The following is a 13,654-nucleotide window of genomic DNA, read 5'->3' on the forward strand; positions in this document are numbered from 1 at the left end:
GCATAAAGTTTATGAAAAAAATGAGAGTATAATTTGGTATTGTGTAATAAAGAAAAAACCCACCTACGGAAATAGGTGGGTTTTTTGTTGGGTATTTCTATCTCATTGCACAAAAGGGAATTTCTATTAAAACCATAGCATATTTTTATAGCTCTTATATTGAGAAAAAAGAAAAGACACCCAAATAAGAGTGTCTTTTCCCATAGTTTTTAGCAGAAGCAAGAAGCTCCAACAATAATTAATAAAATAAATAATACAACTAATAAAGCGAAGCCTCCAGCAAAACCGCCGCCGCCGCAACTACCGCAGCTACCACCATAACTCATATTAATCTCTCCTTTTAGTAAGAGGCGAAAAAATGAGGTCACTCATGTATTTTAATGGATTCTCTTTACCTTATGTTTTTAAGAGTTAAATGAGCAGGTCCTTTTGAAAATAAGGGAAAGATGATCTAAGGCGCTCCACCTAAATATAAATAAATTGCACATTTTTTCAAAAACAAACTATCTAATTATATCAATAATATAATTATTTAATATAATGTATTAATCCTAGCAGAAGGGAGGAATAGCCATGCAATTAGTTTGTTTTAAAGTAGTAAGTGGACAATACTTCTTAGTTGTAGAAGGTATCGAGATCCCTGTGCCAATTCCAGCGTTTGCTGCAGCTCTATTAATTGGTTTAGGAGTAATCCCACTTTGTTCTTAATTTAGGGTAATTCCAGACAGCTCTACCTTTCAATTGATAAGCCCTCAAGTGTATGAATGCTTGGGGGTTTTACATAAAAAAAGACACCCAAAGGTGCCTTCCTCCGACTTGAACCATCTTAATTTTAATAATATATATTGGACGCCAATCCAAATATTATTTTATTACTTGCTACACATATTTACTTTTTCTTGGTACTTTACAATACTTTCTTTTATGGCCGGATTCTGTTCTGCATTTTTTAATTGTTCAAGAACATTTTTCGCGTCATCACAACTCATTTTTTCTCGTTCTTTATCCTCAAATGATTGTGCTTTCCTTTTTGCATACTCCAAACCTTCTCGTTCCTGGCGTTCTTCTTTTTCTTTAAGTTCTTTTTCAATCTTTTGCTCATTTTCCCATTCTTTTTGAACGTGTTCACATGTTATTCCAACTTCTAGCGAACCGCAAAGTTCAGGTTCTTCTTTCTTTTGTTGCTTCACTTCACGTTGCTTTTGCGCTTGTGCTGCTTGTTGTTTACGGGCTTGTTCCTGCTCTTGACGTTGTTGTTCTTCTCTTTCTGTTTGTTCTTGCTTCGCTTTTTCTTCTGCCTGTCTTTGAGCTTCTGCTTCTTGTTTTGCTTTCTCTTCTTCCTCTTTTTTAACTTCTGCTTCTTGACGTTGCTGTTCTTCTTGCTTCGCCTTTTCTTCCGCCATCTTAGCTTTTTCTGCTTCTTTTTGTATTTTCTCTTCAGCTTTAGAGTCATTAGCTGTACTTGCGTTTTCGTTAGATGAGCATGCTGCCGATCCTATAATTAAAACGCAGCTTGTTAGTGCGAGTAATAGTTTATTGTTCATAATATGTATCCTCCGGTGTCTAAAATGTAAGATTTCTTGAACTATCATAACAAACTGTCAATCTGTATATTGTCATATTATGTCGAATGCTAATAGAAAAGACACCCTAAGGTGCCTTTTTTGACTTGAACCATCCTAATGCGGTGGCGATTAATAAATTAAATTATAAAAATAATTTGTTATACTTCCGTGTACCCTAGCTGATATAATGTATAAGGAAATTATTGGTTAATTAATGATTCACATATATGAGGGAGGTACATAAGTCATGGAGTTAATAATTTCTTCATTTGTATTAGTGGTAGTATTCTTTATTCTTTCTATATCTTTAAGTGGTAAAGGTCAGCGAATTGCAAAAGAAGTTTTAAAAGAGCTTATTAATGGTCCTGAGGGGAAAATGTTGGTAGGTGCTGCTATGGGACTTGTAATTTCTGTAATAATTTTTGGTTATTGGTTTATGACGATAATAAATTTTTAACTAAGAAGAAAAGTATTAGAGAAAACAAGATATTAAATAATATACAAGGATCTCGCCATTTCTGTTGGATGGTGAGTTTTTTAATGTACAAAAGAAAAGACACCCTAAGGTGCCTTTCTCCGACTTGAACCACTTTAATTTTAATAATATAGCTCTAATTTAAAAAACTATAGGGATTTTTCCTGTGGGCTTTGTAAGTAGTTTTTACGAAATTATGAGTGGTTATATTTTTTTACGAAATATTCTTTTTTAATTATTTTTAATTTATTTTCGTTTTTTGTTAATTCAAATATAAATAACGCTGTTTTCATGTTATTAGCAACATTTTCGTCATTAGATTGTTTAAGCTTTAATAAGTTTGAACCTTTTCCATAGTATAGTTCACCCAATAAGTATAAAGTATTTAGATTAATAGCTAATTGGATGCCCTTATCAATGTATTTTAGTGCCTCTTCGTATTGACATGTGTAACTTAAACATTTTGATAAATTATAAATGATTTTTAATTTAATTTCTCTATCTCTAGGAAAATCTAACTTGTTAAAATTAGTTAAACATCTTCTTAATATATTAATACTTTTTTTGTATTCTTTATTTTTTGCATGAAATATAGCCATTGTTTGCATAATATCTATTTCTCTCTCAGATAAAAAATTAATATTTGTTAAAGTTAGTTTTAATGCATTATTTAAAAGAGTTAAAGCCGATTTTATTGAGTTATTCACAAGATATATAGCAATTGCTTCATGCCATAGTAGAAATTGTTTATCTTCTTTTGTTTGAAAATTATTTAAGTTTTTTTCTTTTGTTACTATTTCATAAAGCTCTGTATATTGATGTTGTCTTATGCAATCCTTTATTACATATTTTACATTTTCTATATATTTTAATTTTTTATTTTGAGTTAGTGCAAATATATTATTTGGATCAACACCAAGTCTTTCTGATAATTGATATAACAATATGCTAGATGGATAAATCACACCTTTTTCGATCTTGCTAATTTGGCTTTGTGAACATATTCCATGACATAATTCGGATTGAGATATATTTTTTAAAATTCGAAGTTCTTTAATGGTAATACCCAAATCGTTAAATTCCATTTTCTCCACCTACTATTTAGCGCTTTATTAGTATAGTATTCTCTAATCTTAATGTAATGTAAAATTAATTTAGTTGCAATTATTGTTTTTAAGGGCTTACCGTTTCTATAAGATGGAGAGGCTTTTTTCTACATAAAGAAAAGACACCCTAAGGTGCCTTCCTCCGACTTGAACCATCTTAATTTTAATAATATGTATTGGACGCCAATCCAAATACTATTTTACCATGTTTAGCTGTTTCAGACATTGATAAATGTTGTTAAAATCTATATTTTATTGAGATCTTCTTTTTATGTATTTGGCTATATTATCATAATCTCCATAAATAAATTTCTCGTTAATACCTATAAAATCAAGTTGATTAAGAATATTTATCTTATCATCAATGATAAGTATTTTATCTGGCCAAATTCTCTGTACGCTTACAATATAAGGGGGATTTAAAAATTTACCCTCCTGAATATAATTTTGATATACAAACAATCCTTGTTGGCTACGTCCTCGTTCGAAAGTTAATATGGGAGCATATTTGAAATGAGGAAGTATATTTAACAGTGTGCCCTGGTTTGGCATGCTATCTATATTTTGTAATAATATTTGTAGATGAGCTGTGTAAATAAATACTGAATAAGAATTATCATGTATCTTTGTAAAGAACTTGTTAAATCGTGATGATTCCAGTAACCTCATAAAATATTCAAAGAATTTAATTTCATATCTACCTTCGTCATAAACTGGGAATTCATTTAATTTCATCATAGGAATAAAAGCAGGGAAATTTTCGAAGTGTTTATGAAACTCAATGTATAGTTTTTTAAAGTATTCATAATATGCTTCGGGATGTTCTGCTTTAAATTTTAAAAATAAATTATAAATATCTAAGAATACATCATCTTTATCTGATGCGAAAATTTCTAATATATTTGCGTCTTCAAATTTTGTTAAAACGTTTGTAATGTCAACAAATTGATCTTTAAATAAATACACAAATCCTCTTTGTTCATCGAATTGGAATTTATTTTGATCTTTGGGATTTTTATAGTCCTGACATGCAAAATATAATGATACTAAGGGTGATGTAGTTATATCGATGAGATTTGTTGGAATTCCATGATGTTGGGAAAATGCCGAAAAATGTGTACGCTCATCAGGAGTTAATTTGTACCAAACTTCTCTTTTGAAATCTTTTTGCATATTGAGAAATGTATTTTCGTTTTTAACTCCTTGTTTTGGATTATAACCAGGTATGGTTATATCCCTTAAGGCAGAAGAGACGGTTTCATTGTAATTTGTAGGCTCCCCCCTAAACAAATAATTTGTGAATTCCCCACTTGAGAAATACTCTATATACTCAGATAAGTTACATATCATAAATTCATCAGGCGTATTAAGCCCTTCTACTTTGCGGTTTGAATATCGTTCTGTATTTGTCATAATAACCTCCAAAATTAAAATAATAAAAGCACTCTTTCGAGTGCCTTCGACTATTCTACTTTTAATTTAATTTCTTTACCCATCATACCGCCACGAGCTTTTAAAACTAAGCCTTGTGCGTCAGCGGGAACATCAAAGATAATTTTCCCTGTTTGAGATAAGCCAGGGTTAAGTTGTTTTAAGAAGAAATCAGACTTACCACCATTGCCTACATCGAAAGCAGTTTGAGCTTGTGTAGAGTATGTAAATTCACGATCTTTATTATCAACTAATTTGAAGCTGTTAGCATCAACAGTAATAGCGTCTTTTTGATTATTTGTAATTGTAATTTCAACTACTTTAAACACGCCTTGCGCTTTTTCGTTTAAGTATTCGCCACCTACTGAATCTGTTGATTCAACAGAGCCTACCGCAATTTTAACTTTAGAAGACTCGCCCTCTTTAGAAAGTTCCTTTTTAGGTTCTTCTTTTTTAGGCTCAGTTTTAGCTTCTTCCTTCTTAGGTTCATCTTTCTTCATTTCCTGTTTAGCCTCTTGTTTTGGTTCAGTAGAAGCTGTTTTAGTTTCTCCTTTATCCTTATTGCTATTACCATAAGCTCCGAGCACTATGATAACAACGATAAGCCAGAACCACCATTTTTTGTAGAACGGTTTTTTCATTTTATTTCCTCCAGTTATGTAAAATGTAAGATTTCCGAGCTTATCATAGCAAACAATTAATTCGAATATTGTCATATTCTGTCGAACGAAAATAAAAAAGCACTCATAAGAGTGCTTATCCTTCAATCTAATGTTTTTTACTAGATTTTTTATGTCCTTTATTTCGTTCACAAGCTACACCATCGCCATCACGATCTAAATGCGAAGCATAAGCTGGGCTATCTGGAGTTATATCATAGTAACCGGCATTATTTTCATCTGTACAGTTTGCAAAGTGAACTTTCTCTTGTTTAGGTGTAGCTTGTTGCTGAGGTGCTGTGTTAGCTGTAGCTTTTTGTTGTTCCTGTTCTGTTGCTAGAGCTGCTTCTTGTTGTTTCTTTTGTTCTTCCTGTTGTCTTTGAGCCTCTTCTTGTTTACGTTGTTCATCTAATCGCTTTTGCTCTTCAGCCTTTTTCTGTTCTTCCAATTGCTTTTGCTCTTCGGCTTTTTTCTGTTCTTCTATTTTCTTTTGTTCCTCTTCCTGTTTTTGCTCATCTAGCTTCTTTTGTTCATCTTCTTTTTTAGTTTCTTGTTTTGGTTCTTCTGATGTACTTGCTTTATCATTTGAACCACAAGCAGCCAATCCCATAAGTAACACGCTGCATGTTAAAGCCATTAATAATTTTTTGCACATAATTTAATTCCTCCAAGATATAAAAAATGTAATATTTCTGGACAATCTTATCAAAATAAACATTTGTATATTGTTATATTGTGTCGAATAAAAATAAAAAAGGAGAGAGCCATAACTCTCAATGGGAAAATGATAAGAATTTACTAATGGATATTAGAGGAATATCCTATTTTTTACTAATATTGAATAATAGTTTTTATCAAATCTATAGGGAGATGTGTTTTTAATGTGGGTAGGAAGGAGTGTGTTTCAAAAGGTGTACCTTTTGAAGTGCTTTGAACTTTAAAGGTTCTGGTGCAAAAACTTCAAGATAATTGAAAGTAATCTCTTAAACTTTGACATACGGATAGTATTACTTTAAAAAGGTGTGTAATTCGTATGGCAAAAGAAAATTTGTTCAAATGGAAGCTTTATCAGCTGGGACTAATACATGTCTGGAGCCATAAAGATAAGGCAAGTTAGATATCTCAATTATATAGTGGAACAGGATCATCGTTTTATTAAGAAACGCGTGCGTCCTATGTTGGGGTTTAAGTCATTTAAAATTACAACTTCAATATTGAGTGGTGTTGAAGCCATGCATATGATAAAAAAGGGATAAATCTATGAAGCCAGTTTGTCCAAAATCAAAAAGAGCTCATTCACCAAGTGTTTGGACTTATAGCATAAAATAAAATTCCGCTAAAAATTTATGCACTATATTCTCTTTTATTGTATCTTTGCACCAGAATTGATTTTTCTCTATGTAAAATTCCAACCACATGCTTAGTAAAAAACAGTTAATAATTATTTTTCAGAATTTTATTGATTTTATCAAAAAACAGCATTAAAATTTATTTTAACGATTAAATAAATTTTAATGAAGGGATATTATTTTATATGCACACTCCTCTGAAAAGGAAAGAAGTACCGATTTACAAAAACAAATCATTTTTATTACTCTGGATTGGTAATGCTGTTTCTAGTATTGGAAGTGCCTTTTATTCCATGACTATTATGTGGATTGTATTTACAGCAAATAAATCTTCACTCGAATCTGCATTTGTTATTATAGCTATGATTACTGCTCAAATAATTGTTTCACCATTTGCTGGTGTATTTGCAGATCGATACAACAGAAAAGCTATTTTATTTTTTACTCACATAGCCTCTTGTACCGTCGTTCTTCTTATATTAGCGATTTACTTATCAACTCACCATATTTCACTCTACATCGCTATACTCTCGACTTTTTTATTAAACGTTCTAACAACTTTTTTAGGGCCAACTGAAGCCTCTGTTTTACCTGAAATTGTCGGAAAAGAAAACTATGCTAAATATTACGGACAATTTATGGCTGTTAATCAACTCTCTCGTCTTATAGGCAATGGTCTAGCTGGTTTTATGGTCGTTTGGCTTGGTGCTACGTTTTCAATTATTCTTAATGCCTGTACATTTTTATTTGTAGCAATTTGTGTCCTATTAGCAAAAATTCCAGCGTACTCAATCTCACGGCAAACTCCTTCTAAGGAGAAAGCACATTGGATTCAAGATATGAAAGATGGTTGGCACTATATTCAAATATATCCGTACATTAAAGGGCTCATTTTCATTGCATTTATCGTCAATATTGGAGCTGGTTTACTAAACCCAATCTTCCCTGCTCTCGCTTATAAAATTACAGGTGGACCCGAAAGTTTAGGGATGATAAATATGAGCTATATGATTGGTGGTATTATTAGTGGATTCATCGCGGGGTATATCGGGAAGAGATTCAAAAAAGGAATAATTTTAAGTGGAAGCATTTTCTTATCAGCATTTGCAATGGTTGGGCTAGCCTTCTCCCTTTCCATTTGGACAGTATTAATTTGTATGCTCACTATTTCATTCTCTCTTACTTTATTTACGATTATTGATGAAACCATCACAGTACTTCTCGTAGATCAAAGTTATCGCGGTAGGATTGATGGCCTAGCAAGTACTATAATCACTTCCACAATGCCATTTACAATGCTCTTTAGTGGGTGGCTGGCAGATATGTATGGAGTTACGCTACTTATTCTATTAGGGAGCTTATTTTTCTTTTTAGGAGCTGGAATTGCCTTGAAAAACCCTCATATTCGCAACGTATCCATAGAAACAACAGTTAATGAAAAAGCTCTCTCGTAATTGTATTCTCTTTTCCTTCAGAGTTATGTAACAATAGGAAACGTGTTATTATTGAAATAATTAAACACATATTCAAATTGAAGGAGTCGTCTTTATGAATATAAACGAACTCGCCCTATATAAATTAATTTGTGATCCAAAGCGGCAAAATATTTTATACTATGCGACTGAAAAACCTATTACTGTAAAAGAGCTAGCTGAAAAGCTAAATGAAAAACAATCCCGTCTTTACTATCATGTCAAAAAGCTAGAAGAAGCTGGCATATTAGAAGTTGTAGAAACGAAAGCTATTGGTAATTTGACTGAAAAATACTATCAAGCAAATCGTACCGTGTATACTCTATCCGATAAACTAAAAAAAGAACATAATGATGAAATTATAAATCATACGAGGCATATTATTGAAACTGGTCTAAAAAGAGTTCACTTAAATATGAAAAAAGACGATCATGATGAACTAGCTTATTTAAGTACTATGTATGATAATCAAACTGAGGAAGAATGGAAAAGAACATGTGATAACATCCTAAAGCAATTAAATCCATCAGCAGATACAAAAACTTCAAATTCATTTTCTCCTGCTCTTGCAAATCCAGATTCAAGTAAAAAAAGTACATATGCATATGTCATCATAAGCTATCCTGTAAATGACTAATAAAAAAGATGCTGCCCGGCAGTGATATGGTCCCCATATAGTAGACAGTAAAAAGAACGCACATTCATCTGTTTACTATGAGGGGATTTTTTCTATGGACAATTGATTTCTATTCTCCCTTTGTAAACAAAAGAATAATAAATTAGTGTGTCATATAAAAAATAAGTTTAATGAGAGAAGAATAAATATTGGTAGTACGTGTATTAATGACTTTCACATCTTATTAATTTCTATAGATGGAACCCTTACAGAAAAAGGATTCCGTCTATTTTATATCGTCATCCTTTATTTAGGTGAAAATTTACTTCCATTGTTATTAGAAAAACAAAAAGAACTTGTAGGAATCCCTACAAGGGGTACGGAAACGATTCTGGGTATGAGGGGCCACTATGAAAGAAAACCTAATTGATACAATAAAAACCGTAGAAATTAAATATTTCCACGGTTTTTATGTTTACCTAAGGCTCTTTAAATTATTTTACAACAATATAGAATTTACCTGGCATTTTTTCTTGTGCATCTTGAAATGTTTCTAAAATTATATCTGCCTCTTGACCTAACATATTTTGACTTTCCTTAAAAAACTCCCACTCTATTGTTAACGGAAGAATTACCCATGCCGTTAAGCAATCCCATAGTGCATCAGCATTTTCCCCATAATAATCAGGGAGATCTAATTTTTCCTTTAATACTTTGTGTAAAACTTCTTCACTTGTAAATTGTCGACCATCTAAATTTAAAAATTCCATAAAAACTTCTCCTACTTTATCTCAGTAAATGTTTTATAATGATCCGAGGTTTTATAAATTAGTCCATCACTAGAATAGACAATTCTATCATTACCTCGATAACTTGAAATATAATTTATATCCGCTTCATACCAAGTTCTACCCGGAACGTCGGGTAGTTGCTTCTTTCTGTTTTCAAAAATATCGCCACCTATACTTTTACCAGGAGCTACTCTATGCAGATTGCCATCTCTATTCACCCACCCTAGTGCTTCTGCTTGATCTTTTGTGATAAAATTATCCGGTAATTTCTTATTTTGTTTTATATACTGAGCGACTTCATCAAAACCCGTAGGATATTTCGTGAATTTTGTATTTTTGGCAGCCGCTTCTAAAGCCTTACCTTTCTTCTCAAGATCAGCAACCTTTCCAAAAACTTTACCAACAACTCGTGTTGTACCACCAGATACGGCAGCCAGTGTCCCCCATACATAATCTTCTGGACCATATTTTTGACCTGTTACTAAGTCTTCCCCTTTTATGAGTTGTCCAATTTCTTTTCCTGTACCAATTATAGGCGTAATACCCAATACGAAAGATAAATCTCCATCATTCTTACGATCATATACTCTAGATGGATCACCACCTAAATCACGTAGTGCATTACTCAAGTCAATATTTCCAATGTTTTGGGATGCTGCAGGTACATCAATTTTATAACTCGCAATTTTATTAGTAGAGTCCATAATATTATTGGCAGCATCTAATCCAGACATAATATCTGTATGTAGTGTTGGAAATGCTTGTTGAGCTTCTGCAACATGCGTTGAGACACTATTAATTAGTCCATCAGCCATTACTGCTTGTTTATGAAGTGATGCCCCAGCTTTTTGTACAGAATCTCCAAACTTATGGAAACTTTGATTTACTACGCGTAAATCACTGGCCATTTGTTTATATTCAGGTAGTCTGTTTTTGAATCCTTCCTGCATGGCAGTAAGTTGCTGTCCATAGTCGCGAACACCGTCTGCAAATTTTTCTATTTCACCTTTTGGTAATGTGCCAACCCATTTTTCTGCTGGTTCGATAAACACCTTATTAATTGAGAGTGAGTAAGCTGTTGTCATATCCATAAACATTATCATGGCATCTGTTCCTGCATCTACAGCATCTACAAACCAATCCAACATTTGCTTTTTATAGGCTGTCATACTATTTTTATAATCGGTTAACCCATTCACAACGTTAGCTTTATCCTGCTGTACTAAATATTTACCTTCTTGAATTTGTTGAATAATATTACCTGAACCCTGATTCGCTTTATCGATAATCATAACACTATCTTTTAGTAGCATTAATTTATGGATTTTCCCAAAATCCTGATTCATCATCTCTAAAGTTGCGATAGTAGAATTGTATTTTTCTCTTACAGCTGGATCAGCTTCTTTTTCATAAATCTTATCTACAGTGTTCTTCAATTCAGATTTTTTTAGTGTGGTTAGTAATTGAGAGACACTTTGTGCAAGTTCACTAGATTCAACTAAAGCCGCATCATCATTTTTAGTTTCTTTTGCTTTTTTATAGCGTTCTGAATATTTTTTTACTAACTCAGTACTCTTTTTTAAATCATCAATATCTTGACGAATTCTATCTATTTTATTAGATAGAGATTGATCAAACACGACTGCAAATAATTTTTGCACAACGTATGTTTGACCATTGTAGTTCACCTTAAACCATAGAGGACCGTCTTCCCCTACTACTTCAAGAATTTCATCCTTTCTAACTTTTATCGGGTCAAATCCCCTTACAACTGTTCTGGATTTGTAGATATTTTGGTCGAGGGATTGGATTGTTATCCACCCTTTTACCATTTTACCTGTTCTATCAAATTGGAATTGTTTTCCCTTATAGGTTACATCGCCTTTTTGAATCACACCGTTATCGTCTGCATAATACCAATGAGTAGTTTGAGAGATCCATCCTTTTTGTGCAGCTCCACTTACCGTATCAAAATAGTAGTCCTTTCCGTCTACAGTATTCCATCCTGAAGCTAGATTACCATTTTTATCGAAGAGATAGGTATCATCCCCTGAACGTAATAATCCAGTATGTTTCACGCCTGGTTTGTCATAATAGTATTTCTTTTCTCCATCTATAACCCAGCCAACCGATTCATTGTTTTTTATACCTGATGTTGCCATAATTGTTCTATATAAGAACACAGAAAATTGCTCTCTTGTGACAAGTCCATTTGGATTAAAATTTCCATCACCAGTACCATTTGTGATTTTATTTCCAGCTAATATTTTGACATATTCGTTAGCCCAATGACCTTTCATATCCGTAAAGTCAAAATTCCCTTGCGGTTTTAAATTGAATGTTCTGACAAGCACTGCAGCCATTTCAGCACGCGTCATATTATTTTTCGGATTGAATTGTTTCTCTACATTTACGCTAAATATGCCCCGTGCAGTAAGTGCCAAAATTTCCTTTTTAAAATTGCTGTCACCAATATCAACAAATGGATTATTGGTACTATCTTGCGGTTTTAAATATCGATACAAGAAAGCAGCAAGATGTTCGCGAATAATAGGATCCGTAGCACCGAAATATCCATTTCCGTATCCTGTTATGATCTTATTTTCAGCCATATACATCATTTCTTTATATGCCCAGTGGGTTTTAGGAACGTCAATAAAAGATGATGAATTCGCTTGACCATTTTGTTCTGCATACGCTGTTCCTACTGTACTGAATAATAAAATACATATCACAGAACTTAAAAATAATTTCTTAATTGTATCCATAATAGATCTCCTATTCAATTTTTAAAAATATAATTGCAAAATCAGCACTTATTTTATCCTTCATTTACGGCGTTTTATATAATTATCAAATTTCTATTCATACTAATATTTCGCATAAGGACAACCTAAGTCATTCTATCTAATCAATAATTAGTTCATAAGATGTTTCATTTTTTAAATGTAGTAGCCCGTTTATGGAACCTTCTTAATCTACAGTAAAACCAAGTTTTTTAATTTGAAAATCCCTTAGTGTAAAATTCGCATTATGTTGACGAGATCCATAATAATACCAATCTCCTTTCTCTTTGACGCGGCCTATTTGATTTAAAATTTCGACCTCCTCTGTAAACATTGGTGCATAGGTAGAAAGTAATTAAAATAATGATAATATAAGTCCTATGGTTTTCTTCATACTCGCATCTCCTTATCAATTCGTAAAAAACTTTTTAATTATATATTAGGTTTCATTACTATAAAATAAAAAAATATAAATATGCATAATTGCATATTTACCTTCTCAATAGAGTGTACCCTATTGAGAAGAAATCCTTTCCTTGATATTATTAGTCTCAGAGACTCTCAATAACACTTATCAAAAATATATTTGAAATGAGGAGAAAAATGGTCTATGGATACGCTCGTGTAAGTGCACAAGATCAAAATCTAGATACACAGATTCAACAGCTCATGAAATATGGAGTAGATGAAATTATTAAAGAAAAAATAAGTGGAGTAACAAAACAAAAGCCAGAGTTAGACACTATACTGTCAAAACTAATTACTGGGGATACTTTGGTCGTAACTAGAATGGATCGTTTAGGTCGAAATACCATTCAGCTATTACAGTTAGTAGAACAACTTCGGGAAAAGGATGTTCACTTTGCAATTTTAAATTTAGGAATTGATACAAGAACTCCAACGGGCAAGTTCTTCTTAACTGTCATGGCTGCCTTCAGTGAATTAGATCGTGAAATGATTAAAGAAAAACAACATGCGGGAATAAAGCTAGCAAAACAAAAAGGAGTATATAGAGGAAGAGTGAAGAAATACACAGATAAACATCCTGGCATGAACCATGCAATTGAATTACGAAAACATACCAATAAAACAGTAAAGGAAATATGTCAGATTACAGGAGTGAGTCAGGCCGCTCTATATCGTAGATTAAAAGAACTTGAATAAAGTTCTTTTTTTGATTTGTAATTAAATTCCAGAGTGGCCCCTCATACCCAGAATCGTTTCCGTACCCCATTACGAGATAAAAATTCTTTAAAAAAGCAATAAAATGAATAACCGATTCCTTAACGTACAGGGAATCGGTTAATTTGTGTCTAAATTGTGTCTAAACGTACAATTTTCTCGAAATGATATGGTGACCCCATGCCCATCAACTTAAGAGACTAATTGTTCCCCAAAATGAAA

Annotated in this window: 13 protein-coding genes and 1 pseudogene; 6 read left to right on the top strand and 8 right to left on the bottom strand. The window is 32.5% G+C overall.

What is annotated here, in order from left to right; all coding sequences use genetic code 11:
* Positions 1-209: 209 nt before the first annotated feature.
* Positions 210-326, bottom strand: a complete 117-nt coding sequence (locus tag COK05_RS14690) for a YjcZ family sporulation protein (RefSeq protein WP_088096962.1) — start codon at positions 324-326, stop codon at positions 210-212.
* A 247-nt stretch (positions 327-573) separates the two neighbouring features.
* Between COK05_RS14690 and COK05_RS31740 the strand changes: the two genes are divergently transcribed.
* Complete coding sequence (locus COK05_RS31740) at positions 574-708, top strand: hypothetical protein (protein ID WP_255290326.1); 135 nt, start codon at positions 574-576, stop codon at positions 706-708.
* A 164-nt stretch (positions 709-872) separates the two neighbouring features.
* Here the strand turns inward: COK05_RS31740 and COK05_RS14695 are convergent, their stop codons facing one another.
* Positions 873-1,544 (bottom strand): hypothetical protein, encoded by a 672-nt coding sequence (locus COK05_RS14695; RefSeq protein ID WP_098613157.1) that lies wholly within the window; start codon positions 1,542-1,544, stop codon positions 873-875.
* A gap of 268 nt (positions 1,545-1,812) precedes the next feature.
* On the opposite strand from COK05_RS14695, the gene COK05_RS14700 reads away from it, so the two are divergent.
* The gene (locus COK05_RS14700) at positions 1,813-2,022 is read left to right on the top strand and encodes a hypothetical protein (protein ID WP_098391677.1); all 210 of its coding nucleotides are present in this window, start codon (positions 1,813-1,815) and stop codon (positions 2,020-2,022) included.
* 212 nt (positions 2,023-2,234) lie between these two features.
* Here the strand turns inward: COK05_RS14700 and COK05_RS14705 are convergent, their stop codons facing one another.
* From COK05_RS14705 to COK05_RS14720, 4 genes are all read right to left on the bottom strand, one after another.
* Positions 2,235-3,125, bottom strand: coding sequence for a helix-turn-helix domain-containing protein (locus tag COK05_RS14705; protein WP_098613158.1), 891 nt, complete (start codon positions 3,123-3,125; stop codon positions 2,235-2,237).
* 273 nt (positions 3,126-3,398) lie between these two features.
* Positions 3,399-4,559 carry an FRG domain-containing protein gene (locus COK05_RS14710; protein ID WP_098613159.1) on the bottom strand — a complete coding sequence of 387 codons (1,161 nt, stop codon included), beginning with the start codon at positions 4,557-4,559 and terminating at the stop codon, positions 3,399-3,401.
* A gap of 50 nt (positions 4,560-4,609) precedes the next feature.
* Entirely contained in the window at positions 4,610-5,218 is a 609-nt protein-coding gene (locus tag COK05_RS14715; protein WP_098613160.1) for a DUF4352 domain-containing protein, read from the bottom strand.
* Positions 5,219-5,345: 127 nt separating this feature from the next.
* Entirely contained in the window at positions 5,346-5,891 is a 546-nt protein-coding gene (locus COK05_RS14720; RefSeq protein ID WP_098613161.1) for an excalibur calcium-binding domain-containing protein, read from the bottom strand.
* Between the two features lie 436 nt (positions 5,892-6,327).
* Between COK05_RS14720 and COK05_RS14725 the strand changes: the two are divergent.
* The 3 genes and pseudogenes from COK05_RS14725 to COK05_RS14735 form a co-directional block, all read left to right on the top strand.
* Positions 6,328-6,560 (top strand): annotated as a pseudogene (locus COK05_RS14725) (DDE-type integrase/transposase/recombinase); the annotation flags it as partial.
* Between the two features lie 210 nt (positions 6,561-6,770).
* Positions 6,771-8,039 (top strand): MFS transporter, encoded by a 1,269-nt coding sequence (locus COK05_RS14730; RefSeq protein WP_098613162.1) that lies wholly within the window; start codon positions 6,771-6,773, stop codon positions 8,037-8,039.
* A gap of 94 nt (positions 8,040-8,133) precedes the next feature.
* Positions 8,134-8,694, top strand: a complete 561-nt coding sequence (locus tag COK05_RS14735) for an ArsR/SmtB family transcription factor (protein ID WP_098613163.1) — start codon at positions 8,134-8,136, stop codon at positions 8,692-8,694.
* 473 nt (positions 8,695-9,167) lie between these two features.
* Here the strand turns inward: COK05_RS14735 and COK05_RS14745 are convergent, their stop codons facing one another.
* Positions 9,168-9,443 carry a barstar family protein gene (locus COK05_RS14745; RefSeq protein ID WP_000395059.1) on the bottom strand — a complete coding sequence of 92 codons (276 nt, stop codon included), beginning with the start codon at positions 9,441-9,443 and terminating at the stop codon, positions 9,168-9,170.
* 11 nt (positions 9,444-9,454) lie between these two features.
* Positions 9,455-12,232: an S-layer homology domain-containing protein gene (locus COK05_RS14750; protein ID WP_098613165.1), complete on the bottom strand. Its 2,778-nt coding sequence runs from the start codon at positions 12,230-12,232 to the stop codon at positions 9,455-9,457.
* Positions 12,233-12,853: 621 nt separating this feature from the next.
* Between COK05_RS14750 and COK05_RS14755 the strand changes: the two genes are divergently transcribed.
* Positions 12,854-13,414 carry a recombinase family protein gene (locus COK05_RS14755; protein ID WP_098613166.1) on the top strand — a complete coding sequence of 187 codons (561 nt, stop codon included), beginning with the start codon at positions 12,854-12,856 and terminating at the stop codon, positions 13,412-13,414.
* The last annotated feature ends 240 nt before the right edge of the window (positions 13,415-13,654 follow it).

It is taken from the genome of Bacillus cereus, from assembly GCF_002567495.1.
Taxonomy (GTDB): domain Bacteria; phylum Bacillota; class Bacilli; order Bacillales; family Bacillaceae_G; genus Bacillus_A; species Bacillus_A cereus_AQ.

Excerpts from the sequence above, each read along its gene's own strand:
- COK05_RS14705 (WP_098613158.1), bottom strand. The coding sequence starts at position 3,125 with ATGGAATTTAACGATTTGGGTATTACCATTAAAGAACTTCGAATTTTA.
- COK05_RS14745 (WP_000395059.1), bottom strand. The coding sequence starts at position 9,443 with ATGGAATTTTTAAATTTAGATGGTCGACAATTTACAAGTGAAGAAGTT.
- COK05_RS14695 (WP_098613157.1), bottom strand. The coding sequence starts at position 1,544 with ATGAACAATAAACTATTACTCGCACTAACAAGCTGCGTTTTAATTATA.
- COK05_RS14690 (WP_088096962.1), bottom strand. The coding sequence starts at position 326 with ATGAGTTATGGTGGTAGCTGCGGTAGTTGCGGCGGCGGCGGTTTTGCT.
- COK05_RS14720 (WP_098613161.1), bottom strand. The coding sequence starts at position 5,891 with ATGTGCAAAAAATTATTAATGGCTTTAACATGCAGCGTGTTACTTATG.
- COK05_RS14700 (WP_098391677.1), top strand. The coding sequence starts at position 1,813 with ATGGAGTTAATAATTTCTTCATTTGTATTAGTGGTAGTATTCTTTATT.
- COK05_RS14730 (WP_098613162.1), top strand. The coding sequence starts at position 6,771 with ATGCACACTCCTCTGAAAAGGAAAGAAGTACCGATTTACAAAAACAAA.
- COK05_RS14735 (WP_098613163.1), top strand. The coding sequence starts at position 8,134 with ATGAATATAAACGAACTCGCCCTATATAAATTAATTTGTGATCCAAAG.
- COK05_RS14750 (WP_098613165.1), bottom strand. The coding sequence starts at position 12,232 with ATGGATACAATTAAGAAATTATTTTTAAGTTCTGTGATATGTATTTTA.
- COK05_RS14715 (WP_098613160.1), bottom strand. The coding sequence starts at position 5,218 with ATGAAAAAACCGTTCTACAAAAAATGGTGGTTCTGGCTTATCGTTGTT.
- COK05_RS31740 (WP_255290326.1), top strand. The coding sequence starts at position 574 with ATGCAATTAGTTTGTTTTAAAGTAGTAAGTGGACAATACTTCTTAGTT.
- COK05_RS14710 (WP_098613159.1), bottom strand. The coding sequence starts at position 4,559 with ATGACAAATACAGAACGATATTCAAACCGCAAAGTAGAAGGGCTTAAT.
- COK05_RS14755 (WP_098613166.1), top strand. The coding sequence starts at position 12,854 with ATGGTCTATGGATACGCTCGTGTAAGTGCACAAGATCAAAATCTAGAT.